Origin of the sequence: Ktedonobacter racemifer DSM 44963 (assembly GCF_000178855.1) — a bacterium.
In the GTDB taxonomy this organism is placed as follows: domain Bacteria; phylum Chloroflexota; class Ktedonobacteria; order Ktedonobacterales; family Ktedonobacteraceae; genus Ktedonobacter; species Ktedonobacter racemifer.
The window spans coordinates 153,467-179,912 of the sequence record NZ_ADVG01000002.1; the positions used below are offsets into that span (position 1 = coordinate 153,467).

Here is a 26,446-nt window from a genome sequence, read left to right on the forward strand (position 1 = left end):
TTCAGGTAGCGAGGATAATCATTCTTTGATCGCTCGTAGTACCGTTCATTCGTACGCGTTTCACGATCATGCTCGTACATTGTTGTACAAGCAAGTGGGTATCAGGAGGTTTAAGATGAGCACTTTTCGCATCGCAACCGGGCAGCGCAGCCTTGAACACTATCCCACCAACGCGCAACGCATCTGGTATCTTGCTCTTGCCGTCATCGCAACCATCATCCTGTATTATGAATCGTATGTCCTCCCCTCGGTCGCACCGCTGGTCCTGCATACGTTTGGCCTCTCGGTCGCCGACTACTCGCGTTTCTTGCTAGTAAGCAATCTCCTTGGAGCACTCTCAGCCATCTTTGGTAGTCTCTCCGACCGCATTGGACGCAGTACTCTGATCATTTATGGTCTGCTGATCACTGCCATTGGAACCCTGATAATCGCGCTGGCCAGTTCCCTCTGGCTCTTCTTACTTCTCATCTGGGTCGTGGGCTTCATCGAGGGCATTATCCTGGTCGTTACCCCGGCGCTGGTGCGCGACTTCTCGCCGCGCTTTGGCCGCGCCCTGGCTATGGGCTTCTGGACAGTGGGGCCCGTGGGCGGCAGCGTCCTGGCGACTGGAGTTGCCAGTCAGACGCTCTCCTCGTATGGCTCCTGGCAATCGCAGTACGTCATCGCTGGTATCGTTGGCTTTATCGTCTTCCTGGTCTGCTTCTTCTTCCTGCGCGAACTCTCGCCCCGGTTGCGCGACCAGGTCATGAACTCTATGCAGGAGAAAGAGCTTGTCGAGGCCCGTGCGCGCAACATCGATCCCGAAGAGGCAACCAGGCATCCCTGGCGGCAAATGCTTAATCCGCGTCTGGTCGTCAGCGCACTGGGCATCAGTCTCTACCTGCTCATGTACTTTGCCGCCGTCGGCTTCTTCCCCCTCTACTTAAGCAGCATTTTCAAGTTCTCGGTCGCCCAGGCCAATGGGCTGGTTAGCATCTTCTGGCTCGTCAATGTGGCCGCCGCGATCATTATTGGTTTCATCTCTGATCGTACCCTGGTACGCAAGCCCTATATGCTCTTTGGCGCCATCGCGACTATTATCGTGACGCTCCTCTTTATCAGCCGCATTGGTGTTCCCACAGATGCAACGCTGATGGCCGTCTTCCTCAGCCTCTTCGGTATTACACTGGCCATCGGCTATGTCACCTGGATGGCGGCCTATACGGAGACTATCGAGGATATCAATCCTGCCCTAGTCGCCACTGGCATGGCGGTCGAGGGCTTTATTCTACGCATGGTCGTGGTCCTCTCGACCCTGGCCTTCTCCTTCGTGGTGAGAAATCAGCTTGATGGACAGCAATGGGCGACCTGGTGGTGGGTCTGTATCGCGGGCCTGGTCGTTTTTGTTCCCACTATCTTTGTCGTCTCTGGCTACTGGCGACCAGCCAGCGTTCGAACCGCCATACGCCAGCGCGAACCAGAAAGCCCGCTGAGTCCTGAAACTGCATAAGTCGCGCCACCGTTACACATAAAAGCAGCAGGATGAATCTTATGCAGATTCATCCTGCTGCTTGCTTCTGCTCATTGAGAGAAAAGCCAGATCAGGAACCAGTGTGGACGCGGACATCTGTATGCTGAACGACTCTCAAGGCCAGGGCAATGGCACCGTACAGCGATGCGTCGTCTAGAAACTTTGCCGGGACGAGTTCTGGTGGGAAGGGTACCGCAAGCGCCAGGCGGGATGCCAGGGCTCCCAAGATAAGCGCTCCCGAATTCATCAAGCCTCCACCAACGGCTATACGCGCCGGATCAAGTAGAATCGAGACATTGGCGATGTGAAACGCCAATTCAGCCAGCGTTTCTTCCACCAGGTCTTGTACGCGAGCATCTGGATGAGCGAACGCCTCGGCCGCGCTAAGTGGCTCGCCTAGCAGATCGCTCGCGCCCTCACCTATAAAACGTCCCCCCACAAACTCTTCCAGCGGTGCTCGTCCTTGTGCGGCGCCGTCATGGTCAGACACACTACGCAAATTGTAGCCAATCTCCCCAGCGGCTCCATGCGCCCCAGAAAGTACGCGTCCATCAATCACAATCGCGGCGGCGACCCCGGTCCCCAGGCTAAGGAAAAGCGCGGGATTCGCCCCCTGGAGCGCGCCCCAATACACCTCCGCCAGAGCGGCGGCTTTGACATCGTTCTCCACCGCCACCACCGGGATCTTCAGACCCGTACGCATGGTTTCGCAGAGCGCAACCTGCTCCCATCCCGGAATATTTGGCGACAACAATATTTCCTTTTCACGAACAACCCCAGGTGTTGCGACACCAACTGAAACACATTGTCCCCCTCTTACCATCATGGTTTGCGCGATAAGCGCCTGAGCACTCATCAGTGTTCGCTCAAGGATTTGCTGCGCGCCTAGCACGGCCCTGGTCTCGAGCCGCGCCTGCTCTAGGATCTGCCCCTCAGAGTCAGCGGTTGCAATCGCAATTTTTGTGCCGCCAAAATCGATGGCAAGGACAAAATCTTGCGTGGTTACGTTCTGCGAAGTATAGTTCATCCAGGTCTTTCCTCTATCTATCAGGAGTCGCTTGCTATTGCGCCGCCTCTGTTATGCCAGGCTGCGCGGCCTGCTCCTCGACATATACCTCACGGATCTCCTTGGGGCCAAATGGCCAGGTATGCTCGACGCGCGCCCAGATAAGATAGGCAACGACGCCAATAACTAGCCAGCCCAGTGAGAGGCCAACAGAGGTCCAACCAGAGGCATAGTACACATACGCCCAGCCAGCCAAAGCGATCAAGCCCGGCAAAGGATAGAGCCACATCCGATAAGGGCGCTTGAGCTCAGGCTGTCGCATGCGCAGGACGATCAGCGCAACCACCTGGCCAACACCTTGAATGAGAACAATTACCGCGATCAGCATGCTAATAACAGTTCCCAGATCAAAGAAGGAACCAATAGCAGTCAGCAGGCCCATCACAAGCAGAGCAATATGAGGAAAGTGGTAGCGAGGATGCAATTTCGCAAATGGGCGGAGAAAGACCCCGTCACGCGCCGCGTTATAAGGCACACGCGAACCGCCGAGCAAGCCGGTGAACACCGAGGCGAACGCGGTGATGATAATGAGAACTGTTACAACGCTGGAGACACCTTTGCCCCAGATACGCTCCAGCACCAGTGAGGCAATCGATGAAGACTTCGCGACCTCTTGCCAGGGAACCACACCCATCACACCAATGTTCAGAGCCAGGTAGAGGACCATGATGCCCAGGATAGAGATAATAATGGACCAGGGGATAACACGGCCAGGCGAGCGCATTTCATCGCCCAGGTACGAGGTTGTATTATAGCCCAGGTAGTCATAGACCCCGACCAGTAAGCCAGCACCTAAGCCGGCAAAAAACTGGCCATTGAGAGTGAAAGCGTTCGCAGGAAAGGTAAACGCGAGTTGTGGATTAAAGCGCGTAAAAGACGCGACGATGACAAGGCCAATGGACACCAGCATGACCACAAAGAGGATATTGGTCAGGAAGCCGACCGATTCAATTCGTCGGTAGAGTGAAAAAACGACCACGGCAACAACCAGCAGGGAGACAAGATGAATCTCCCACCAATTCATACCTGGCCAGAGATAGCCCAGGTACTGTACCAGGCCAATGACGCCAGTCGACATGATCAGGGGAATAGCCAGAATCGCGGTCCAGATGAAGAGAAATGGCATCAATCTCCCTGTACGGTACTGGAAGGCCTCGCGCAGGTAAATATAAGTACCGCCTGCCCCAGGCATAGCCGCGCCCAGTTCAGCCCAAATCAATCCATCCGCCAGGGCCAGAATCGCCCCCGCAATCCAACCAATGATCGCCTGTGGTCCACCAAAGGTCGCAACCATGATCGGGATGGTGATGAATGGCCCAATACCACACATCTGAGTCATGTTGATCGCCGTCGCGGTCAACAGTCCAACGCTACGTACAAATCCATTTGTCGTTCGCTCAGCAACTGTGCCTCGCGTTGTGCTTGTGGGAATCACCTCTGACTCCCGGTTGATGTCTGAAGAACTCACGGGGGACCTCCTCGTGTTACACCTGCCTCTACAACAGGCCTAAACTATGCTTCGCACGTTCTCGTAGTGCATATAGTTAGTATAGTTTCCTAACCAACGCCTGTCAATATATCTTCAAGGGAAAAGGGAAAGTGGAAGGGCTTCAAAGAGAATTACGTATTTGTTCTCTATCGCACAAAATATGGGCTTCCTTTACCCCTTTCTAAGTTGGTAAAGATCATTTACAATGAGGAAGCCATCTATCCTGTTGTGGCAAAGGAGTGGACAATGTCAGTGGGCAATTCACATCAACCAGAATATCAAGCGGGCACACCATCTCTGCTACGAGCAATCAATGAACGCTCTCTGCTAGAATATTTACGCAGCCATGGTCCCACATCACGTGCGCAGCTCGCGCGCGTGGTTGGTCTATCTAAGCCTACGGTGTCACAGGCGCTCGCCAGCCTTGAGCAAGCCCAACTTGTGCGGGCCGTTGGACAATCTGTCTCCAATAAAGGAGGGCGAATCGCGACGCTGTACGAGCCTAATCCAGAGGCCGGCTACGTCATTGGTGTCGATGTTGGCCGAGGCTGGGTACGGGCCGCCGTTTCTGACCTGGCGGGACACATTGTAGCGCGGCGGGATGTGCCAAACACGACGCAGAGTGCCGCGTCCCTGGTTGCATTAATTAATCAACTGGCGCGTGAGCTTGTTGTCGAGGCGAAGCTATCCTGGAAACAGGTGGTCCACACCGTTATTGGCACGCCGGGCGTCTTCGATGAAGAAAGTAAACGCGTCCGTTTCGCGTCCAACCTCCCTGAATGGGGCCGCCACGGCTTGCTGACAGAGTTACAGGAGACATTGGGGCTAAGTATCTCACTCGAAAACGACGCCAACCTGGCGGCACTGGGTGAGCGCAGATTTGGTTGGGGGAACGAGACTCAGACATTTGTATATATCCTGATCGGAACTGGCGTCGGCATGGGTATCGTGCTCAATGGTACACTCTACCGAGGGGCAAATGGTGCGGCGGGAGAGATTGGTTTTCTGCCCTTCGGGGCAACACAGCCCCTGGACCTGGAACGTGCAGTAGAGCCAAATGAGGGCTATCTGGGAATGTTTGAAGAGGCCACCTCTGCCCAGGGCATCGTACACATGGCGCAGGCGCAGGGCTTGTCCGAGCCTTTATCAGCCAAACAAATTTTTGCCGCTGCGCTCCAGGGAGAGGCTAAGGCGCTTGCCGTCATTGAACAAGAGGGGCAACGCCTGGCTCTTGCGATCTCGGCCATCGTTGCGATACTGGACCCTGAACTTATCGTTCTGGGTGGGGGCATAGGACAACGTACTGACTTACTCCTTCAGCCCTTAGAACAGACACTGCGTCGGCTTCTGCCAACGCGACCGCGTATTGTCGCTACCAGGCTGGGTAATGAGAGCGTCCTTCTCGGCGCGGTAGCCACTGCGTTAGAGCTTGCGCACAATCTTGTCTTCCAACGCTATTTCAATGGCTAACCATTCAGTTTGCTTCAAAGGAGTTATATATATATATATGGGTATTGATGTAGCCTTTACACATTTCCCCACGCTTACCACAGAGCGTTTGCAACTCCAAGAGATTCAGCCCAGTGATATCGAAGCGCTCTTCTCCACCTTCTCAGATGAAGAGGTTATGCGCTATTATGGCAAACTTCCACATCAGTCGATTGCTGAGACGCAGACATGGTTTCAGCAACTCCAGGAGCGCTACACCCGGCGTGAGGCCATCCGCTGGGGCATAGCGCTCAAAGGTGAGGAGAGCATCATAGGCACGTGCAGCTTTCACCACTTTGGCCCGAGCTACCATTACACAGAAACGGGCTATGATCTCAATCGCGCCTACTGGGGGCGGGGCATTATGACCGAAGCCATGTCAGCCGTCCTGTCCTACGGCTTTCACGAACTCGCCTTTCACCGCATAGAAGCCATCATCGATATCGCCAATGAAGGATCAAAGAATCTGCTGCTCAAGCTCGGCTTCACTTATGAAGGGGTGCTACGCCAGCGCTTCTACTTCAATGGCCAGTTCGAGGATGAGCACTATTTCAGCCTGCTCAAGGATGAATGGCGGGGCTAGATTGTTTCTAGCCCCATTCAATCGACTTCAGGCTATGCATGGTTGTCTCATCCATACGATTGGTGAGCTGCCATGCATCAGATCAGCCAAGCTATAAGAACAACGAGTAGAGGTTTTTATCTTGGGCTGAGGCGCTCCGCCAGGTATTTCAAGCTGAGCGGATAGCGATATTCGATGGCTGAGTGAGTACCATCGAAGAGTTCGAAGAAGATCTCGGTAACACCAATCTTCTCTAGCTCTCTTCTAAAGGCTTCCGCGCCCAGGTCGAGGTAAAACTGATCTCGCCTCCCTGCGTCAATGTAGATGGCCTTAAGCGAGCGCAGTGCCTCGGCATGGCGCGCCACCATTCGCACGGGGTCCCAGCGCAGCCAGCGCTCCCAGATATCAGGTCTCAGCTCGCCCGTCCGCAGATCGTACGGCAGGTGAACCGTTCCATCCTCGTCTGCGGAATAGCAAGCTGCCATGCACCAGTCATTGAGCAAGACCATATCACTCTCCCTGGTCAGGGCCGGACGGCTGCGAAAGGATTCCCAGAACCTGTCAAATGAACCATCATATTGATCGCGCAATGCACGCACCGAGGCCGGAAATTCTAGCAGATAGCACGTCTCAAATAGCGCGTCACCCGCATGCGTGGCCAGGCCACCCCAGAGATCCGGGCGTAGCATGGGGGTAATCATAGCACCATAGCCACCACTCGACTTACCCGCAATACCACGATGCTCACGCCGTGGAAGGGTTCGGTAATGCGCATCGATCCAGGGAACGACTTCATCACAGAGATAGGTGTGGTACGCTCCTGTCCCTGGGGAGTCGAGAAACTGGCTGCCACCATACGAGGTCCAGCAATCTACCCACACCACGATACAGGGTGGCGCCTCCTTCTGCGCAAATAATTCATCCACCAGCTCAGGAAAATTCTTGCGAAAAGCCATGCGATTGCGCCACATATCCAACTGGCCCGTCATACCCTGGATCTGGTATACCGTTGGATAGCGTCGCTCCGACTCAGCGTCATAACCTGGCGGGAGATATACCCACAGCGGGCGAGCGGAGGGATCGCCCAACGGATTGCTCTTGAGCACCTCGCTCTGAAACACATGTTCTTCAAAACGCCCACTTAACTGTACAGACCAGGGTTGCATACGGTAAACCTCCGAATAGAACTATTCCTAAACAACACTTCTCGTTATTATACGCGATCCTGAGCAAGAACCTTTCCGCGCCTGCCACTATGAGCAAATAGTAAAGAGCCCGAGGGGCGCTTTCCCCTCGAGCTCCTAACAAAAAGGCTCTCATCTCGCTTCTTACGCTGGCCCGCTATTAATCACTATCGTCGCTGTCTGAGCCATTAAACTGGCTAGGAAGGCTGTTGTAGACGGCGCGCCAATCAGTGGCGATTTTGATCTGTGCGTCCCGTAGCGACATCTTGCCATCACATATCTGGTCATGCAGCCAGTTCTCAACACGGTCCTTCTCGTGAAAGCCCGGTTTCGGCTCAGCCAGCTCAGGCCAGAGATTGGCGATATCGTTCGATCCGCCCAGTTGCAAACTAACCAGGTGATCCACCTCATACTGCCCCGGGCGGCGGGTCTTAATGCCATAGGCGGCATAGACCTTGTTTTTCAGGCTCACTGGTACATTGCGCACCGAGCTGGCATAGCCAGGCACACAAATTTTTGTTTTGGTGGCATCGGAGAATATTGCCCCCGGCGTACAGGCCTTATCTTGCAAACTATTACTGGCCTGGCAACCACTGGTTTTGGTTCGCACGCCCCATTGAGGATCAGCCGAGGCAGGGGCTGCCGTCACTGTTGGTATTGTTGGGCTTGTGCCTGGTGGAGTCGTTACGACGGTGCCACATCCACTTACCACAAACAGCAGGGCCAGCCAGAGCCAGGCCCTACGACCACGATAGGTTATCACAGTTATTTTCCCCTTCTTCCTGCGAGTTTTTCTTCGTGAAGAGGATTTTAGTATAATTTAGTCCGCCTGCAAGATCAACCAGGTATTCTCAAAATGCTGCGCGCGTAAATCCTCAGCCGTGATCGTGTAATAGAGCATACCCGCGCTCGACCAGCGCATACCCAAGCGCTCGTCCGTATCAACCTGGAAAAGGAGCTGCCACGCCTTCACCCCCGCCTCCAACTGCTTCTGGCGCGAATCATTATCATCGGTGACTCCATGCGAGATAAGCTGGCTCTGCTCACGCAGATCGTCCTGAATAAGATCAGGATTCCCAAGCAGGCGATGACGAAAGGCTCGTTTCTCCTGGGGCAGCAAATTGGCAAGGAGATCATCGTACTTCTGCTGTTCGTCATCACTCCAATCGTATTTGGCGATCTCCAGGTTGGGTACCTGGGATAGTGTCAGTTCACGTGTGAATTGAACGGAACCTGCCTTAAAAAGGCTTGATTTAGGGAGTTTCGCAGGCACAGCCGCGTGCTTCAGCCCCTGAGCATCCTTCCGATAGATAACGCTCCAGCCTCCCCGGTTCGTGGGATCATCGCCATATGTCTCCTGCTGCGCATCATAAAAAAACCAGAGTATTCCCTGGGCAGGTAGCACACCAGCGGCATCATAAGGATGAACATCTTGCAGGCGAATCTGCGCGATAAATGATTGCGGCAGACCCTGCCAGGTAGGCCAGGAGACATCCGCAGGTAAATCAGGCAGACCACCAAATTTGGAGACTTCCGGCTGAAGCGTAGCTTCGTCAGCAGGTGTGACCACCAGGCGAATCGAGGGCTTGACCAGGGCATCAAGGTCCTTCGTAAGACGCCTCAACCCGGCCGAGACAAACAGCTTCTGTACATCACTTGTATCCATTAACGACCTCTTTTCCATAGTCCTGTTAGAAGCATATTCTCATTATGCACAAGGCCAACATCTGCCCCACATAGATATACTACACAGACGCTATCATGGCTTGAAGCTCATCAATATCAAAGGGCTTGCTGATGAAGCCTTTAATACCAAAGAGGTCGATCTGCTGTTTCGTTAAGACATCACCACTCATCACAATGGTAGAGAATGTATTGCTTATCCCTCGCCGGTGCAACTCATATAGCAGGCTATAGCCACTCATGCTGGGCGTCATCAAGTCGAGCAACAAGATATCGGGCTGAAGCCCCTGCTCAAGTAATTCAAGAGCCACCAGCCCATTTTCCGCGCTCGTCACCTCATAGTCTGAGTTTTCTAACAGCGTTCGCACAGCCGTCTGGATATCTGCTTCATCTTCAACAACCAACACACGCTTTGGCATATTTTCCACTCTCCTATCCTTGTATCTCGATTACTCTGTATCACGTTCCGGACAGGATACAAGAAACAGGTTCAGGAGACCTGTCCCGGTCGCAGATCAAAGGGTTATATGTAATACGTATGTCGCGCCCAAAGCGTTTGCAGACAGGGGAAACACGCTCTTCATCTTGTTGTGCAAAGAGGAGACTTTAACGCGGCCATGTCAGGGGCAGAGATGCTCCTTGTAACTTGAGAGGCATAGTCTGTATCACCGTCCTGGCGCGCCGCTTGGCCTCTTCGGCCCTTGGTCCCGCAAATGAGGCATCAATCGTTTGGGAGAACAACTCAAACCAGCGCGCAAAGTGCTGAGAGCGTAGCGGCTCTTGCTGATGCAGTAGGATATGCTTATACATCATGCCACCATGATAGTTGCCCGTCTGAAAGAGCAAGTTCTCCCAGAAGTTATACATCACCGGCAGATGTTCCTCCAGGTCAATGGCCGCCACATCTGTAAAGAAAAAGCCAATGAGCGGGTCTTGCGTAGCTTTCCGGTAAAACGTACTGACCATGTAGACAATATCGTCTCTATTTTCAATATCGCGTTTTTGTTTCATCTATTTGTCTCTTCTCAATATCTATTGGTATGCAGAGGCTATTTGAGCTTTGCCAGCACATGCTCGGCCAGATGATGCAGCCCTGCATGATCATCCAGGTCCAGCCACTGCAACATAAGCTCTTCCACACCAGCCTGGGCATACGCATCAATCTGGCGTAGAATATGCTCAGGAGTTCCCACCAGCGTCTTGCCCGAGGCGTTAAGTACCTCAATGGCTTCTTGGAGAGAACGGCCCGCCAGTTCTGGGCGTGCCAGGTGCGGCTTGAGGCGTTGCGCGATCTCGTCCAGAGTACGTCCATAGGTCAAGTTCAACATTAATGTGCGCTTGACGTCTCCTGGCCGACGGCCCTCTTGTTGGAGGAGTGTGTCCAGCAGAACCGAGCGTTCGCGAAATTCCTCAGACGAAATAGCAACCGCATTCCAGATGTGCGCATAGCGGGCCACAAGAGGCAATGTGCGCTTTTTCCCATTTCCGCCAATCAAAATACGCGGACCACCTGGGCGCTGTGGACGAGGCAGAAGCGTCGCGCCACGCAGTTGATAAAAACGCCCCGCAAAATGTACCGGTTCATCACTTTTGAGCAGTCGCGTGATGACCTCAAGTCCCTCTTCAAAACGTGCCATACGCGTGGTGACATCTCCCAGCGGATACCCAAAGAGCTCATGCTCACGTTCTTGCCAGCCAGCACCAATTCCCAGGAGCATACGCCCACCACTCAAATCATCAATCGCAGCCGCCTGGCGCGCCAGGAGTAGAGGGTCTCGAAATGAGAGGGGAGCAACAAGGGGTCCAAAATGGATTCGCTGCGTGTGATCAGCAAGATAGGTCTGCGAGACTATCATCTCCAGGGAATCAATGTCAGGAGGAGCGGGATTTGTAAAGTGATCTGAGCGAAACAGGCCCGCGAAACCCAGATCTTCTACTTCTTGTACCAGGTATTTCCAGTGCTTCCAATTGAGGCCATTCTGGCCCTCAAGCATAATGGAGAGAGCAACCATAACTGCATGTACTGCCTTTCTAAATCCACTCAAATGTGCTTATCTACACTCGAATAGATTCAATTGCTGCACCTGGCCCTCACAGGAAGTCCCCATGACTTCTACGCCGCTTTGGGTCACATGCAGCACACCGCACTCGGCAAGCCGAGCGTGTGGCCCTCGCCGGGCAAGGAACCTCGTCAAGATATTGTGAGCACTGTTCTCATCTCGATCCATGACGAGTCCACATTCCGCGCACTGATACGTCCTCTTGCGCAGTGGCATGTCTTGCAGATTGCCACAGCCACTACACTGCTTGGACGTGTTGCGCTCATCTAGAAACTCAAGCTCTTTCCCATACAACTGGCATTTATATTTGAGCATCTGGACAAAGGCATACAGGCCCCAGTCGTTGTAGACTGCCCGATTGAGCGCCCTATTGCGCTCCTGATGCTCTTTCATGACCATCTGCCGTTGGGAAAGATCGCCCACGACGACAGTTCTCTCAACCAATCGCCGTGCGATGAGATGCGATGCCTTGTGCAGGCTATCGCGCTGTTTGTTGCGCTTCTTCTGCGAAACGCGCTTATAGACCTTGCTCAAATGAAGATAACGACGCGACTTCTTCTTGCACTTGCTGCGTTTCGAGCGAAGCCGATCCAACTGTTTGTTGTACCAACGCGAGCCTTTAAATCCACCGATGTGATAGACTCGGCCCTCTTCCGTGACGCCAGTTGCCAGCGCCTTGATGCCCAGATCGAAAGCCACGGTGTTGCCATCGCGTTTGGCTTCCTCGGGCTGTCGGTAGCTGAAGGAGGCGTAGTAGTTGCCTCTGCCATCGCGACTGATCGCCACCTCTCGAAAGCCTTCTGGAGGCAGTTCCGTGAGTGCGGCACGGATGACAGGAAAGCGTTTGTGCTTGCCCTTGCCTCCTGTGGGCAACATGAGCGTGTTTTCCTCAAGCGTGAGATACATCGCAGGATAACAGAGGGTGAAGAAGCAATGGCGAGGGCGCACGCGGGGAAAGCCTGGCGTTTCTCCATTGGCGAGGCGACGAAAGAAGGCTCGCATGGCCCCATCCAGGCGATAGTACACTTCCGCAAGCAACTTGCCATAGACCTGATTGAGTTCAGGATCATAGGCACGACTTTCGGCCAATGTTTTCTTGCATGCGTTGAAGCGCCACTTCTCACCGTCTCTGAGTCGCATGACCCACCAATTGTAGAGGCCTCTGCATTTTCCTTGCATGAACTCAAGGGTAGCCGTGTCTTGCTCGCTGAGGTCAAGTTTGATCTTTTTACAGAGGAGCATAAAGACCCCTTCCCTTTCAACACCACACTGAGAGGTGGACTTCGCCTCTTTCGCGAGAAACGTCAGATACAATGACTTAGAACTTTTTTTCTTACCTGGTGCGTGTAGCATACCATGATATCGTCACTCTGTCAACGCCTCCAAATGTGGATAACAAGCACACCTTTAAGCAGAGTCGCGCACATTTTCGATTGCTGTTCTTACGCTCCTTCTATAAATCTTGCATCTCATATAAAAACCCTCTCCAGCATGCTGCTATTCCCAAATATTTCAAAGATCATCTCAGCTCTTAAGAGCACCGGTCAAGTAATTGAGAGAAGGATTGACAGTGCTGTGCTCGAAAAACCAAAGAGGGGCAAGCGCGAGATGGTGCCTTTATTGAGGGAGTTGAAGCGGGAATCCAAAGGAAGTGACGAGTTCCGGACCAAGGAATGCCGTCACCTCGGCGACCTGTCGCAGATCGCGCCGCGAAGCATCGAGGGTGACGACTTGTATCGCGAACGCTCGATAGGATCGTGTTGCTTCATCAGCTCGATACACCACAAATGCAGGCTGGCCATTGGCGCGCGTCGGAGATAGACGCCACCGATTCTGCACACCAGATGGGAATAAGACAGCCAGGAGAATCGTGCGAATCGCTTCTCGTCCCTGATACCACGAAGGGACCGGTGGCATGGAGAGCGTCGCGTCTTCTGTCAGAAGCGCCACGAGCCCATCCACATCGTCTGTTTCCCATGCCTGGAGATAGCGGGCAAGCAACGTGTTCGTGCCTGCATCAGCACGGTGAACCTGCGCCATTTCTCGCTGCGAGCTCGGATAGTTTTTCTCCAATGTCACCCGAGCGCGGTGCAAGGCGCTGTTCACCGCTCCTACCGAGATCTCAAGTAACTGTGCGATCTCGACGGCACGCCAGTCCAGCACATCCGAGAGGAGCAAGATGGCCCGCTGGCGAGATGGGAGTAACTGGAGGGCAGTGAGGAAGGCCAAGGAAACGCTCTCGTGCCTGGTATAGCGCGCTTCTGGGTTCTCCGTCGCCTCCACCAACCAGCTGTCAGGGAAAGGCTCAAGCCAGAACGCCTCAGCTCCCCTGGGCTCAACCGGCCTTTGCGGGTTCCACGCAGGAGAGGCTGCGGTCGGCAGCGTGCGCGGCGAGCGTTTCTTGAGTGCGTCAAGGCTGGTATTGGTCGCAATCGTGTACAGCCAGGTGCGCAGCGATCCTGGCCCCTTCTGGGTGAACGTGTCAAAATGCCGCCAGGCACGCAGCATGGCTTCCTGCACCGCGTCCTCGGCATCGTGCAATGACCCCAACAGGCGGTAACAGTGCAGAAGCAACTCTCTGCGATAGGGTTCAATCAAGGAACTGATATCAGATGAGCCTTGAATCAGCCGCGTCGTGACCCGTGCCTCCTCAACACGATCTTTCTTGCTCGATAGGTTGTCTGTCTTCCTTCGTTCAAATGGCATCATACGCGCCTTTCTTCTCGCCGCCTTGTCCTGGCTCATCACACGTTGCGACCGCGCCGCAAATCGCGATCCTTTTGTTCCAAACACTCTCATTCTACTGCACGATGCAGGCTTTTTGCCACTGATCCGAGCGTTGGGAACCGTTCGTACCACCTCTCACATTGCCGAGAAAATCGCCCTCATCAGATCGCACAGTTTTGCTCTTCCCGACAGTTTAATGAGTGTCTCTCCAACTGGGCACGCTTCGACAGAGAGGCATGTCCAGGAGAAGCATACTCGGGAATATCCGGGTAAAAAGATGGCACACAAGAAACGTGCTATGAGTATTCAGTTCAAAAGCGTATTCAATTCACTCTCAGGAGGCTACTATGCACTTCGCTATTTCCATACCTCAACGCGTTCCTGACGGCACATTCGACCCAGCCAAGCTGCGCGACTACCTAACCAGAGCTGAGTCTCTCGGCTTTCATAGTGCCTGGACGCAAGAAGTGGTGCTTGGCTCCGCACCGGCCCTGGCTCCACTCGAACTCAGGAGTGGAACACAAAAAATAGAATTTGGCTCCGTCCCGACCCTGGCTCCGCTCGAACTCATGACCTTCGCCGCAGCTTGCACAACGCGACTGCGTCTGGGATGCGCCGTCTTCGTCAGCCCCTTGCACAATCCTATCCACCTCGCCAAAAGTATCAGCACGCTGGATCAGCTCAGCCGTGGGCGCATCGAGGTCGGCGTTGGCAGTGGCGGAGGAGGGAGAATGTTCTCCGCATTCGAGGTTGATCCTGCCAGTCTGATTGCTCGCTTCACTGAGGGGCTGCGGCTGATGAAGGCCTGCTGGACCGAGCCGCGCATTAACTTCAGCGGCCGCTTCTGGCAGCTCGATGGCGCGTCTATGGAGCCCAAACCTTTCCAGAAGCCTTACCCGCCGCTCTGGATCGGTGCCAATCACCCGGCAGCGGTGCGTCGTGCGCTCCGCTACGGCAATGGCTTCTTTGGTGCCGGCAGCTCTACCACAGCGCAGTTCGCTCAGCAGATCCACGTGCTTCGCGAGGCGCTGGCAGAATCAAAACAGGATCCTTCATTTCAGATCGCCAAACGCGTCTATATTGCCGTCGATGACAATGTCACCCGAGCACACGAGCGGGTTGACGCCGGGCTCAAGCAGATCTACGGATCTTCTGGCATGACCGCAGTTGCCGTCTACGGGCCGCCCTCAGCCTGCATCAAAGGTCTGCGCGAGGTCGCGGACGCGGGAGCCGAACTCATCCAGCTCCACCCGCTCTTCGACGAGGCCGAGCAGATGGAACGCTTGGCTGCCGAAGTCATCAGCGAAGTGCAGAACAATTGAGCCTGCCCTTGTGTAGTGGTGCCCATCCAGAAAGGAAACAAACGCTGATGGTAGCTATTCCACAGGAATTTGCCGATCCGAGCATATCACCCGGCCCCTGAGGAAACTCTGATACCTCCCCCTGTCCCTTTTTGCAAAGCGGGCGAGAAGACGTTTTCTCGCCCGCCCTTTGACATCAGGAGAATCACCAGGACGCTGCTAGATTTCTTGACCGGCACTCTAGTACTACTTTGGTAGTTTTGTAGATGTGAGCTTGGAGCAAAGAATTAAGGCTGAGCATGAGCGTGAGGTTTTGTGCTCCCCACGTAGCTCATCCATTAGAAACTACCAAAGTAGTACTAGTGCTCAGTTCCTTAAATCCTGTAACAAAAGAGATGGCGACGATGTCGAGGCGACTTGGGTGGCCGTCCCCAGACCCAGGGCTTGGCACGAGCATTCAGTTGCGCCGTAGCCACGCTCCTGGCCTGGTCGATCTCGGTCGGATTGGCAAAACTCTGTCCAGCCAGCGCATCGCGGCGAAAGAGCCTCCACCAGCCCTCTTGCAGATTGAGCCAGCATGCTCCTTTGGGAATGAAGATCTGGTGGATGCGGGGATGTTCTGCGAGCCAGGCATTGGTTTCGGCGCTCAGGTGACTGGTCAGGTTATCCGTGATCACGAACAGATCCCCTTTCGGATTGTCAACCTCGATATCGTTCAGAAGAGCAATGTAGCCTTTGGAATTGCGCGAAGCGGCACACCGTGTCAGTTCCTTGCCATCGCGCACGCGTAAGGCTCCATAGATCCAGGTCTTCTCAAGCCCTCGACTGTACTCCAGAGGGGCTTTTATCCGGTGCCCATCCGCTGACCATCCTGGCGCTGGGGGAAAGCTCCGGGGCAGGATGGGCCCTAATTCATCGGCACAGATGGTCGTCGAGCCCTCAGGGGGTGTGGTGTAATGGCTGACGACCGCTACCCTTTTGGGGCAAACTCCTTCTCATCGCTCTTGCTCCAACTATGGGTGCGGCGCCAGCGGACGCCTTCGCGTAAACAGATACGGCGAATCTGACTCCGTTTCACGGTGATCCCTGCTTCTTGGGCGGCTTGCTCGAGCGCATTGAGGCTCCATTGAGCCGACCCTTGCTCATCGCGGACATCCAAGCTCCCATCGGAGAGCCTCTCCAGTTTTCCAGGGGGAGATTGACGCACCAGGGCAAGGATCCGGCTGTCATCCTCCACGCTGAGACGTCGGGGGCGTCCTGCTCTCTTTTGGTCGCCCAATCCCTCAAAACCCTGGACATTGAAACGATGCAGACGTCGGCGAACGGTTTGTTCACTACAGTGCAGGTCGCGAGCGATCTCGTTAACCTGGTGCCCTTCCCAACTGCTCATCACCATGCGAGCATGCAGGATCCAATCAGCAGGACCATGTCGACTGGTTGCGAGTTTGTGGACCCGGCGCTCTTCTTGCTCCTCTTGCGGTGGACGAGCCCGTAAGATCTTTGGCATCTTCTTTCTCCTTCCTCCTGTCTCCTCTCCTTTCTTTATCTTACTCCCACTTAAGGAACACAGCCCCTAGTTCTCACCTTGCTTTTAAATTAAAAATGACAAATATTGACATCTGTCATCTGATGGTTTATACTTTCATCAACGCGCACATATGCGAACATCATATCCACAGAGGATTTCCATCAGCGTGCCCTATTGTTCCAACAAGAAATGGCGGCGCAGGGCCGCGCCGCCGTTTTGCCTCTTTCTCTCTCTATAGTTGGTATAGTTTCTAAAAAGTGAGGCTACATTATGACTTTTTCTTCTTTCTCTCAGCCACTTGCGTCCCACGAAGCAACCTTCGCCGTTCAAGCCTCTCCAAGTTCTCTAGCAACAGTTATGCCCTCAACGTTATGTACACAATTAGCCAACGCCACAATAGATCAAGGTGAAAGCCAACCTTGCAAGACACAGATCACATTGCACCTTGCCTCAGATATCAGTATCGGTCTCACTCCAGCTAACGCGCACATCCTTGACCAGAGTTTACAATCGGCGATAGGACAGCTAGAAGTGTTCACAAGCGCCTATAACGAATTTCTTGAGTTTCGCTTTAACCGCCTCTCAAGCACTGGCGAAGAGTATCCAACGCGGCTGCTCCTGCATGGGATGGTGTTCTAGAGAAACAGAATAACAAGTATTGACCACTGCTAACCAGACGCATATACTTGTTCATAACTCAAAATATAACTCGCTCATTTGCATGTCAGAGGAGGACTAAAAAATGCTTGGAAGCTTCCCATGCCTGAGCGCCCAAGGCAGAATAATAGACAGTTCGGAGGGGCAGCACCCAGGCCTGGAGATAGAGCCTGGCTTAAGCCATCACTATCTCCAGGCTGGTGTGCGATGAGCGATGAGATTTTAACCCGTGAGCGTATTCTCAATGTGGCTGAAGAGGTGTTGCGCCGCTATGGTCCAGCGAAGACAACCGTCATTGATGTTGCCCGCGCGCTCAATGTCAGCCATGGCAGCGTCTACCGCCACTTTCCCAGTAAGGCAGCGCTACGTGACGCGGTCACCGAGCGCTGGCTCGTCGAGGTCTCAGCACCTCTGCAAGCTGTCGTAACGGAGGATACGCCTGCTCCTGAACGACTACGACGCTGGCTCAAGCTCCTGATTAGCACAAAACACCGCCGGGCGTTTGACGATCCAGAACTCTTCGCCACATATATGGAGTTGGTAAAGGAAGCCAGAACCGTCGTCAAGGCTCATGTTGAACTCCTCGCCGAACAGGCCACATATATCATCAGTGATGGGGTCAGGCGCGGCGAGTTCGAAACCGATGATCCTATCAGCGCGGGGCAGGCCGTCATTGACGCGACCACGCGCCTCCATAATCCGACCCACGCCTCCGAATGGTCCGACCCGGACATTGATGCTGCTTTTGAGCGCATCTGGCACCTTATCCTCTGCGGCCTTGGTAAGCGCAACAATCAGGCCTGATACCCAGGCCACGTATTTTACGTGCGCTAAAGTATCAGGCCTGATACACCAACCCTAATTTGGCTTGAGGAGAGAAGCTAACCCAGGACACCTCCCACCAGGGCACACCAGGTTCCCTTCTCGACTGTGCCATCAGCGGTCAGCCCACGACTGCTCTGGTAGCTCTTAACGGCGCTGGCCGTCGCGCTGCCATAATAGCCAGTCACACTCACGCTATAGCCACGCGCGCTCAAGAGATTCTGCACCGCGCTTACAGCAGCGCTTGAGCTACCAGGAGTCACCGTAGTAATCAGCGCCTCCCAGGTCTGCTGGGCCACAATTCCATTAACACTCAAGCCCTTAGTAGATTGAAAACTTTGAATACTACTCACAGTGCTCGGACCAAAGGTTCCATCAACCGCGACGCTATAGCCGCGCACCTGCAACAAACGCTGAATAGTTCTGACGTTATTTCCACTGGTGCGGCTCTTGAGCGTTGGCCAGGTGTAGGCAGGCAAAGGCTTATTAAGGCGCGAGGCGACCGCGTGTCGCAGCGCGGGCAGGCGCCCATAAAACTGTGTGCCTGGACATTCTGTATCATAGAAGTCCCGATGTCCGAAGATATTATTGGCATTCAGGCCGTATTGTTGACAGATATAAGTACATAGATCTACAAGCGAGTTCCAGAGGGCATCTGGTGGCAGGACAGAGGTGTACGTCCCCTCATCCTCAATACCGATTGCCGAGTCATTCATCACGGGGCAATGCGTCCCCTGGACAAAGGAGGTCCCTCCCTGTAGCGTTGCCAGGCTGCGATGCCGTCCCTCCAGAACATATCCTCCACGCGTCACCGTGAAATGTTGACCAGTATCGATCCAGCCGTTATTCAAGTGCGACGTCTGAATCGAACGCGCCAATTGATAGGCCTGGTTTAAAGAATAGTCAGTCGTATTGGGACTAGCAGTGTGATGAATAAGAATCGCGGTTGGCTTGCGATTAAATACCGTAATCGTATCAGTGGCTGCCCTGGCTCCCCAGGTTGCGTCTCCGATAATAGAGGGAGCTGCATGAGCAGTAGAAGACGTCAGGACAACTTCAAATCCGCCCAACCCGGCAAGAGCCATAGCTCCCGCTCCCAACTTCAAGACTGTCCGGCGGTTATGGGACTCCTTAGACGGCAAAGGCTTCTTCTGAGGGGGGTTCTGGTGATCACACATGGCATACTCCATCATTCACATACATCAATGCAACGAACAAATTCGCATTTTTGCGCGGGATCATGAGTGGAGTCCCTTCCGTCCTACTTATGGCAGAGCATACCTAATTCTAACCAGAGAAGCAAGGCTCCAAGCATAAGCAAGGACAAGAAATAGGAATATTGGTATAACAACAGGGATAAGAACAGGTATAGTCATGCTTTGTGTATCATGGTGTATTTTTCTAATTCATAGTTGACTCGCAAGTCCGCCTTGAGATAACGAGGAGTGGCGTGGTGTGCGGGTTCCGGGCCGCACACCACGCCACTCCTCGTTACTTCTGAGCGCCGGAGGCGCGAAAGCTGCTGTTAGCTATTCAGAGCCACATCATCAACGTAGAAGCTGGTTGGGTTCTTTGACCCATTGGTCGCGACAAAGGCGACCTGAATGGTCTGCCCCTTGTAGGCGCTGACGTTGTAGGATGCGCTTACCCAGTGCTGAGCAGTGCTACCATCGCTTATGGTTTGCAGTGTTGTCAGCACGCTTCCACTACTACTACGAATCTGCACCTTAAGGAAATCGTAGGAATGCGTCGTCTCAGTGGTCGTCACATACCAGTAATAGCTCAAGGTTGCCATGGTACTTGTCGAGGGAATAGTCACGCTCTGGTAGATACTATCCTGGCAGTTATTGTACCCACAGAGGTAGGCTTCAGAGCTTCCCATGTGGGGATTAGACGAGTCCACGATTTCATATCCACCACTGGAACTCTCCACCCAGGGCGAGCTTCCCTGCTCAAAACCCCCATTCACAATCAGATTGCCCGTCGTTGGTGTAGGAGTCGGGGTCGGTGTATTTGTGGGTGTGGGAGTTGGCGTGCTCGTCTGTGTTGGCGTTGGAGTCGGTGTTGAAGTATTTGTTGGAGTGGGTGTTGGATTCCCCGTTGACCCACCAGCTAACCATTCCGTCCCGTTCGGGAACAGGATTGCGTCCTGGGCGGCGCTATCATCCCACCCATCGTAACAGGTATTTCCAGAAGCGCAGGTACCATCATCAATGGCCGAGCTATCACCCTGGGCGAGCACACGCCCGGAGCCATAGGCACTACCAGCCACGAAGACACCCGTTGTGCCCGTATTAGAGGCACTATTCCGATAGATAATTCCATGCGCATTTGGGTTATCGGTACGTGAGATGGTCTCAGTGGTACCATTACGAATGATGCTGCCATGAGCCGTCCCGAATGGCCCGCTGAGGACAGGGTCCCCATTGGGAGTGTCATTGCTGGGGTTCTCATTGGCGATATTTACCGCATCGAACTGAATGCCAAAGACATCGTTGCCAACACCATTGTTATTCATCAGGTCATTAAAGATTTGTAGAGAGTCATGACCATCATTGTTGCGGTCGCTACCAGTGTGATCGGCGATCATAAACAAGCCACCACCATTATGGACAAAGTTCAAGATGGCCGTCTTCTCGCTACTGGTGAAGAGCGTGTTAGGCTCAGGCAGCACCAGGACCTGAAAGTGGCTAAGGTCCAGGGCATTGCCACTGTTACCATAGGTCAAGGCACTAGTATTCGTCTTCAAGCTATAGCGACCTGTTTTCTGCAAGGTCACGCCCCAGGCGCTAATGCCGCCCGTCCAGTCGCTCTCCACCTGGGGATTTGCATTCTGCGCCAGGGGATCAGGCTGGCTGGTGCTGATAACCCAATCGGCATTCCCTGCCGTCTCGGCGTGGGCATTATCAAAGAGGACATTATACGTGGTCTGGGCGCGCGCTGATTGCGAGTGGAGATAGAAAACAGCGATCAGGCTACTCACCACAAATAGCAACACACAGGCAAAACGAAAAACAAAACGCATCCTTGCCATGGCTCATTCCTTTACTCATATTCTTATTCTTAACCAACGCTGAGGAGAGAGACGCCTCTCATAGAATATAACATGCAATATCGGCCAATTCTGTTAAGAAAGCTTAAAGGGGAGATAAAAATTTGCTGAAAGGCCTTTTAAAAACCTTTTGAGCGAAACCGTCACCTGGAGTCCGTACGTGTTCTAACCAGGAATTGTAAATCCACATACATTGATATTGAAGTTATGAGGAGGAAATAAATCATGGTAGTCGCAACAGTTCTCGCAGCTTCACTGAACCCCGGTGGCATTATTGCCTGGCTGGTTGTTGGCTTGATCGCGGGTTTCCTGGCCGGTCGTGTTATGAGTGGTGGTGGCTACGGTATCGTTGGTGACATCGTCGTGGGTATCATCGGCGCCTTCCTGGGCGGCCTGGTCACCAACCTGCTGGTTCCTGACGCCAACTTCGGTTTCTGGGGCAGCATCGTTGTTTCCTTCATCGGTGCCTGTATCCTGATCGCCATCCTGCGCGCGGTCACGGGCGGACGCCGCGCCCTCTAAGAGGACGGGCAGCAATAAGCAAGCAAACAAACAAACAGCACAAGGCCGATACCTTCGAAGGCATCGGCCTTGTGCTGTTTCAATGTCAAATATATGGGTCCAGCTAGGATCGAACCAGCGACCATAAAATATATTTACCGGTCTTCTATATCTTCCACAGGGTGAATCCGCAATAAATCTTCGACTTCCGACTGCTTATAATAGACTTCACGCCCAACTCTGCGCCGATATTTTTTCAAAAGACCATCTCTAACATAGCGTTCAAGTGTACGAGAGGAAACATTTAAACGCTTACGGGCTTCTTCGGATGTCAGAAAATCTTCATCTTCTTGCATACTCATTAGTTATACCTCAGAACAATAGTGGATTGAGACTACTATAGGGATTGTGACGCCAAATGTCAAGCACAATAGATTTTTGACGCTTTATGTCGCATATTGACGCACTTAAAAGCATGTGTTATGCTGTTTTTGTCGCTGGTAGTCGCTAATCAATACTGAATGACGATTTATGTCGCTATATATGATTTTTTAACCGCTCTGGTAGCTATGCAGATCGTGGCGGTCGAAACAAAAGAGAGGTGCTAGCAAACTAGTTCATCGTAAGTGAGGCAGTAGTCTAGTAGATGATAACACCGTCAACCGTTAACAATGTCGCTTATGTTCCCTTGACTCATTGTGACACTGGCATCTGCCAGTGTAAGCAGAAAGAAGAAAATGTATGGGTCTACTTGGCAAAGGATGGCACATTTCAACAACTCGAAAGGGCCAGATCAGTGAGTCAGCAATCATGACAAGATTCCTGCAATGTGGATATGTGGTGCTGACTCCTTATGGCGGTAGCCAGCGATATGATCTAGTTATCGAAAATGCCGAAGGCCAGTTCTGGCGGATTCAATGCAAAACAGGGTGGATTGAGCATGGAGCAGTGTATTTCGATACAGCTAACCACAACGTTACAGGTAAAAAAAGAGATTGGCGTCACTATCAAGGAGAGTGTGACTATTTCGCTGTCTATTGTGCCGACCTCGGTCAAGTCTACCTCGTTCCAGTAGATCAAGTGGGGAAAACTCGCGCTCATCTGAGGATTGAGCCATCGAAAAACAACCAGGAGAAGAATGTACGGTGGGCGAAGGACTACGAATTATAAATGGGCCCAGCTGGGATCGAACCAGCGACAAATCCGTTATGAGCGGACTGCTCTAACCGCTGAGCTATGGGCCCGGTTGCAAAACGTAGTATAACATATCTCACGCCTCTTGAAAAGGGGGGGAAAACCGTCTAATTGGCTTTTCCCCCCCTTTTCAAGTTGCACTGGCACGCAAACAAACTCTGCAATTTTGTTAATACCTCAACATTGGGTTGGATTTGGACTCCGCGGCGCTCCTGGACAGGAGGCGTACAGGCGTGAGATGTAACATATGGCCGCGCTTTATATCGGCCTGCCGCTCCCCCAGGGGATAAGCCTGGGAAGCCGATTTATAAGCAAGGATGGCCTCTGCATGTCTCCATACAAACTCATCCTTTCTGGATGGCAAAGGACCTAAAGTGTGCTATAATAGCATCAGTCGTAAGTGTGTTTTGTACAATCACTCTACGACTAGCGTATGCTTGTGAATTGTCGATGATGCACAAGAGCAGACAGGAAACACATATTGAAAGTTTGCGGGCTGCTTCGCTTCACTGCTGCTTGAGAGTTGATGGAAGCAACAGTACCCTTTTTGCTCAGTATGTATGTCTATATAAATAGCGCAAACGCCTCTTGTGGCCACTCTCCCCCATCAGGCGACAGCCTCCACTTTCCCGTATTTACTGTATCTAAAGCACTATGACAATACACCCAATTATTGCCGCGCTACCTACATTCCGGGTGCGGTTCCACGTTTTGCTGAGGAGAAATCAGTGAAGAACGAAGTTACCATCCGAATAGGCGGCGAGTCGGGCGAGGGTACCATTTCTGGAGGTGATATTCTCGCGTTGGCAGCTGCCCGCTGGGGATATCACGTCTACACATTTCGGACCTTCCCCGCCGAGATTCTCGGCGGCCCGTGTATGTTCCAGGTTCGCATTAGCGACCAACCCGTAAAATCCATGGGGGACTACGCGGACGTACTCATCTGCCTAAATAAGGAGGCGTTCGATCGCAACGTCAGCGATCTACGACATGGCGGCGTCCTGATTTATGATCCGTCCGACTTTACTCCTGAAACCGGCGACTTTATCACGTATGCGATTCCCTTTAACGAGATCGCGCGTAAAGAGGTACAGCTCTTCCAGACCAAAAACATGGTCATGCTTGGCGCCATCTCTGGACTCTTCGGCCCGCCCATAGAGGCCATTACCCAGGTTGTGCAGTCCAAGCTCTCCAAGTCGCGTAAGGCTAACGCCACGCTGATGGAGAAGAATATGCTGGCCCTTGAGGTCGCCCGCAATTATGTTGTTGAAAAATTAGCCAAACATGATCCCTATGTTCTCGGTCCCGTGGAGAAGGCAGATCGCGTTGTGCTCAATGGCAACCAGGCAGTCGTAGCAGGTGCCCTGGCCGCGCAATGCCGCTTCTTCGCTGGCTATCCCATTACGCCTGCGAGCGACATCATGGAAGGTCTGGCCAAGGAACTCCCCAACGTCGGTGGCACGTTCCTCCAGGCTGAAGATGAGATGGCGGCCCTGGCCGCGGTCCTGGGCGCTTCATTCGGTGGCAAGCGGGCGATGACGGCGACTTCTGGCCCTGGCTTCTCGCTGATGACGGAGCTGATTGGCCTTTCATCTATGGCTGAATTGCCCGCGGTCATTATCGATGCCCAGCGTGCTGGCCCCAGCACGGGTATGCCTACCAAAATGGAGCAGTCCGATCTGAGCTTCGCGCTCTACGCCGGACACGGCGATACGCCGCGTATGATCGTGGCGCCAGCCAATGTGGCCGATTGTTATGAGCTGATACAACTCGCTTTCAATATGGCCGAGCGCTATCAGATGCCAGTCCTCTTCCTGACCGATCAATCACTCACCGCGCGTGTGGAGAGCGTTGATCGCCACATCTTTAAGCAGGGCGAGGTCCAGGCACGCCTGCAACCTGAGCCAGTAGCCAGCGATGAGAAAGAGGCAGTTGGCGCCGGTGCAACAGCGGCACACGACTATGCACGCTTTGCGTATACCGCTAGCGGCATCTCGCCCATGACCAGCCCGGGAGCCGGTGCAACTCCCTATGTGGCGACAGGTCTTGAGCATAATGAGTACGGGCATCCCGACTACGAGCCAGAAGATCATATCGCGATGATGGAAAAGCGCTTCCGCAAGCTGTATACGGCTGCCGAGGAGCTTCCACAGCCTCAGCGCTATGGCGATGCCGAGGCCACCATCGGGCTTATCGGCTGGGGATCGACCGAGGGAACCATTCAAGAGGCGATTGACCGCGCCCGCGAAAAGGGATACAAGGTAGCCGCACTCCACTTGAAGATTCTCTCACCATTGCCTGATCGCAAGATTCAAGAGTTTATCCATTCGGTGCAAAAGGTTATCGTCCCTGAGTGCAACTACTCGGGTCAGTTAGCTAACCTGCTGGGCGCGAAATATGGGTTGCAAGCGATCCGTGTGAATAAGTATGGCGGCATTCCGTTCACAGCGGGCGAGATTCTCCGGGCTATTGAGGAGGTCAGTTAATCCGATGACGCAGACAATCATCAATCCAACCCCTAAAGACTATAAAAGCGAAGTAAAGCCTACCTGGTGCCCTGGTTGCGGTGACTTTGGTGTACTCAACGCAACCTTGCGCGGTCTCTCTGGGATGAAGCTCGCGCCCGATCAGACGGTCGTGGTCTCGGGTATTGGCTGTTCAAGCCGCTTCCCGCACTTTATGAAGACCTTTGGCTTCCATAGTGTGCATGGTCGAGCCCTTCCTGTCGCCCAGGGACTCAAGATGTCACGCCCGGATCTCAACGTTGTGGCCGTGGGCGGCGACGGTGACTTCTTCAGCATTGGGGCAGGCCACCTGGTCCATGCCGCTCTGCGCAATATCGATATCACGGTCGTTGTGATGGATAACGAGATCTACGGCCTGACTAAGGGCCAGACCTCGCCCACCTCGCCTCATGGGCATGTGACCAAGTCCACGCCCTATGGCTTGATGGCCTCCCAGTTCAATCCAATTGCGACCGCGCTCTCGCTCAACGTCAGCTTCGTTGCCCGTGGCTATTCGGCCAAGCCGAAGGACCTGGCGGCACTTATCGAGCAGGGAATCCAGCATAAAGGCTTCTCCTTTATTCACGCGCTAAGCCCCTGCCCAACCTTCTATCACACATTTGACGCCTGGGATGCCTCGGTCACGCCCATCTCGCCTGAGCATGACATCGCTGACCGTGGCCAGGCCATGACTCTGGCGCTCAATACGGAGAAGCAGTTTACGGGTGTCTTCTTCCGCGAAGAGCGTGAGACGATGGACCAGGCCGCGCACAAGCTGGCCGAACGCGCCAAGCCCTTTGATATCGAACAGTATATTCAGCGCTACGCCTAAGTACTCATTGCTAGCTAAGGCCTGGGTTATGAATGTGATGGACCCTGGCAGCCACAGGCTGCCAGGGTCCATCACATTCATAACCTGAAACACCTTGCCTATGGCGTTAGCGAAAGAGGGTATGCCCAGGAGTTGGGCATACCCTCTTTCGCGTTGATCTCTCTTGTCTGCGTTCCAGCTTGAAGCCGGTTGTCCCCTGGACGATTATACGAGTATGATGGGTAGCAAGCCCGCTCGGATAGGTACAGGTCGGTAACACGAAGCGCGAACGTTTGCATAGTAAAAA

Annotated in this window: 24 protein-coding genes and 1 tRNA gene; 9 read left to right on the top strand and 16 right to left on the bottom strand. The window is 53.5% G+C overall.

The genetic code is table 11. The features are described from left to right. Positions 1-115 precede the first annotated feature (115 nt). Positions 116-1,489, top strand: a complete 1,374-nt coding sequence (locus KRAC_RS17045; RefSeq protein ID WP_007909140.1) for an MFS transporter — start codon at positions 116-118, stop codon at positions 1,487-1,489. Between the two features lie 91 nt (positions 1,490-1,580). Here KRAC_RS17045 and KRAC_RS17050 read toward each other — a convergent pair whose 3' ends face one another. Both KRAC_RS17050 and KRAC_RS17055 read right to left on the bottom strand, forming a co-directional pair. Then, positions 1,581-2,537: an ROK family protein gene (locus KRAC_RS17050; RefSeq protein ID WP_007909141.1), complete on the bottom strand. Its 957-nt coding sequence runs from the start codon at positions 2,535-2,537 to the stop codon at positions 1,581-1,583. 34 nt (positions 2,538-2,571) lie between these two features. Then, complete coding sequence (locus KRAC_RS17055) at positions 2,572-4,044, bottom strand: APC family permease (protein ID WP_007909142.1); 1,473 nt, start codon at positions 4,042-4,044, stop codon at positions 2,572-2,574. Between the two features lie 267 nt (positions 4,045-4,311). Between KRAC_RS17055 and KRAC_RS17060 the strand changes: the two genes are divergently transcribed. Together KRAC_RS17060 and KRAC_RS17065 are read left to right on the top strand one after the other, a co-directional pair. Next, positions 4,312-5,535 (top strand): ROK family transcriptional regulator, encoded by a 1,224-nt coding sequence (locus tag KRAC_RS17060; protein WP_007909148.1) that lies wholly within the window; start codon positions 4,312-4,314, stop codon positions 5,533-5,535. 37 nt (positions 5,536-5,572) lie between these two features. Next, positions 5,573-6,136: a GNAT family N-acetyltransferase gene (locus KRAC_RS17065; RefSeq protein WP_007909149.1), complete on the top strand. Its 564-nt coding sequence runs from the start codon at positions 5,573-5,575 to the stop codon at positions 6,134-6,136. A 116-nt stretch (positions 6,137-6,252) separates the two neighbouring features. On the opposite strand, the gene KRAC_RS17070 is transcribed toward KRAC_RS17065, so the two are convergent. From KRAC_RS17070 to KRAC_RS17105, 8 genes are all read right to left on the bottom strand, one after another. Further along, positions 6,253-7,281 carry an alpha/beta hydrolase gene (locus tag KRAC_RS17070; RefSeq protein ID WP_007909150.1) on the bottom strand — a complete coding sequence of 343 codons (1,029 nt, stop codon included), beginning with the start codon at positions 7,279-7,281 and terminating at the stop codon, positions 6,253-6,255. Between the two features lie 178 nt (positions 7,282-7,459). Then, positions 7,460-8,062: a hypothetical protein gene (locus KRAC_RS61790; protein ID WP_007909151.1), complete on the bottom strand. Its 603-nt coding sequence runs from the start codon at positions 8,060-8,062 to the stop codon at positions 7,460-7,462. Between the two features lie 57 nt (positions 8,063-8,119). Further along, on the bottom strand, positions 8,120-8,965 hold the full coding sequence (locus tag KRAC_RS17080; RefSeq protein ID WP_007909152.1) for a YwqG family protein: 846 nt from the start codon (positions 8,963-8,965) through the stop codon (positions 8,120-8,122). Between the two features lie 79 nt (positions 8,966-9,044). Further along, complete coding sequence (locus tag KRAC_RS17085) at positions 9,045-9,401, bottom strand: response regulator (RefSeq protein WP_007909153.1); 357 nt, start codon at positions 9,399-9,401, stop codon at positions 9,045-9,047. A gap of 187 nt (positions 9,402-9,588) precedes the next feature. After that, positions 9,589-9,993 carry a group III truncated hemoglobin gene (locus tag KRAC_RS17090; protein ID WP_007909155.1) on the bottom strand — a complete coding sequence of 135 codons (405 nt, stop codon included), beginning with the start codon at positions 9,991-9,993 and terminating at the stop codon, positions 9,589-9,591. A gap of 38 nt (positions 9,994-10,031) precedes the next feature. Then, complete coding sequence (locus KRAC_RS17095; protein WP_007909157.1) at positions 10,032-10,994, bottom strand: TIGR03560 family F420-dependent LLM class oxidoreductase; 963 nt, start codon at positions 10,992-10,994, stop codon at positions 10,032-10,034. Positions 10,995-11,033: 39 nt separating this feature from the next. Next, positions 11,034-12,284: an RNA-guided endonuclease InsQ/TnpB family protein gene (locus KRAC_RS17100; protein ID WP_157506749.1), complete on the bottom strand. Its 1,251-nt coding sequence runs from the start codon at positions 12,282-12,284 to the stop codon at positions 11,034-11,036. 375 nt (positions 12,285-12,659) lie between these two features. After that, complete coding sequence (locus tag KRAC_RS17105; RefSeq protein ID WP_007909159.1) at positions 12,660-13,751, bottom strand: sigma-70 family RNA polymerase sigma factor; 1,092 nt, start codon at positions 13,749-13,751, stop codon at positions 12,660-12,662. Between the two features lie 365 nt (positions 13,752-14,116). On the opposite strand from KRAC_RS17105, the gene KRAC_RS17110 reads away from it, so the two are divergent. Beyond that, positions 14,117-15,091 carry an LLM class flavin-dependent oxidoreductase gene (locus tag KRAC_RS17110; protein ID WP_007909161.1) on the top strand — a complete coding sequence of 325 codons (975 nt, stop codon included), beginning with the start codon at positions 14,117-14,119 and terminating at the stop codon, positions 15,089-15,091. Positions 15,092-15,444: 353 nt separating this feature from the next. Here the strand turns inward: KRAC_RS17110 and KRAC_RS73735 are convergent, their stop codons facing one another. Continuing rightward, positions 15,445-15,972 (bottom strand): transposase, encoded by a 528-nt coding sequence (locus KRAC_RS73735; protein WP_040443783.1) that lies wholly within the window; start codon positions 15,970-15,972, stop codon positions 15,445-15,447. A gap of 68 nt (positions 15,973-16,040) precedes the next feature. Next, positions 16,041-16,577, bottom strand: a complete 537-nt coding sequence (locus KRAC_RS73740; RefSeq protein WP_040443784.1) for a helix-turn-helix domain-containing protein — start codon at positions 16,575-16,577, stop codon at positions 16,041-16,043. Between the two features lie 885 nt (positions 16,578-17,462). Between KRAC_RS73740 and KRAC_RS17130 the strand changes: the two genes are divergently transcribed. Then, positions 17,463-18,059 (top strand): TetR/AcrR family transcriptional regulator, encoded by a 597-nt coding sequence (locus tag KRAC_RS17130; protein WP_007909180.1) that lies wholly within the window; start codon positions 17,463-17,465, stop codon positions 18,057-18,059. Between the two features lie 77 nt (positions 18,060-18,136). Here KRAC_RS17130 and KRAC_RS17135 read toward each other — a convergent pair whose 3' ends face one another. Together KRAC_RS17135 and KRAC_RS17140 are read right to left on the bottom strand one after the other, a co-directional pair. Beyond that, entirely contained in the window at positions 18,137-19,219 is a 1,083-nt protein-coding gene (locus KRAC_RS17135; RefSeq protein WP_040444352.1) for a peptidoglycan recognition protein family protein, read from the bottom strand. A gap of 383 nt (positions 19,220-19,602) precedes the next feature. Further along, positions 19,603-21,102, bottom strand: a complete 1,500-nt coding sequence (locus tag KRAC_RS17140) for a M6 family metallopeptidase (RefSeq protein WP_211221294.1) — start codon at positions 21,100-21,102, stop codon at positions 19,603-19,605. A 252-nt stretch (positions 21,103-21,354) separates the two neighbouring features. Between KRAC_RS17140 and KRAC_RS17145 the strand changes: the two genes are divergently transcribed. Then, positions 21,355-21,651 carry a GlsB/YeaQ/YmgE family stress response membrane protein gene (locus tag KRAC_RS17145; protein ID WP_007909188.1) on the top strand — a complete coding sequence of 99 codons (297 nt, stop codon included), beginning with the start codon at positions 21,355-21,357 and terminating at the stop codon, positions 21,649-21,651. A 134-nt stretch (positions 21,652-21,785) separates the two neighbouring features. Here KRAC_RS17145 and KRAC_RS66035 read toward each other — a convergent pair whose 3' ends face one another. After that, positions 21,786-21,986: a helix-turn-helix domain-containing protein gene (locus KRAC_RS66035; RefSeq protein WP_157506751.1), complete on the bottom strand. Its 201-nt coding sequence runs from the start codon at positions 21,984-21,986 to the stop codon at positions 21,786-21,788. A 385-nt stretch (positions 21,987-22,371) separates the two neighbouring features. Between KRAC_RS66035 and KRAC_RS17150 the strand changes: the two genes are divergently transcribed. Further along, a complete protein-coding gene (locus KRAC_RS17150; RefSeq protein ID WP_040443785.1) occupies positions 22,372-22,800 on the top strand; it encodes a group I intron-associated PD-(D/E)XK endonuclease in 429 nt (142 codons plus the stop codon). 1 nt (position 22,801) lies between these two features. Here the strand turns inward: KRAC_RS17150 and KRAC_RS17155 are convergent. Beyond that, positions 22,802-22,874: transfer RNA gene (locus KRAC_RS17155), tRNA-Ile, on the bottom strand. A 678-nt stretch (positions 22,875-23,552) separates the two neighbouring features. Here KRAC_RS17155 and KRAC_RS17160 point away from each other — a divergent pair. Together KRAC_RS17160 and KRAC_RS17165 are read left to right on the top strand one after the other, a co-directional pair. After that, positions 23,553-25,310 carry a 2-oxoacid:acceptor oxidoreductase subunit alpha gene (locus tag KRAC_RS17160; RefSeq protein WP_007909191.1) on the top strand — a complete coding sequence of 586 codons (1,758 nt, stop codon included), beginning with the start codon at positions 23,553-23,555 and terminating at the stop codon, positions 25,308-25,310. 4 nt (positions 25,311-25,314) lie between these two features. Next, a complete protein-coding gene (locus tag KRAC_RS17165) occupies positions 25,315-26,160 on the top strand; it encodes a 2-oxoacid:ferredoxin oxidoreductase subunit beta (protein ID WP_007909192.1) in 846 nt (281 codons plus the stop codon). The last annotated feature ends 286 nt before the right edge of the window (positions 26,161-26,446 follow it).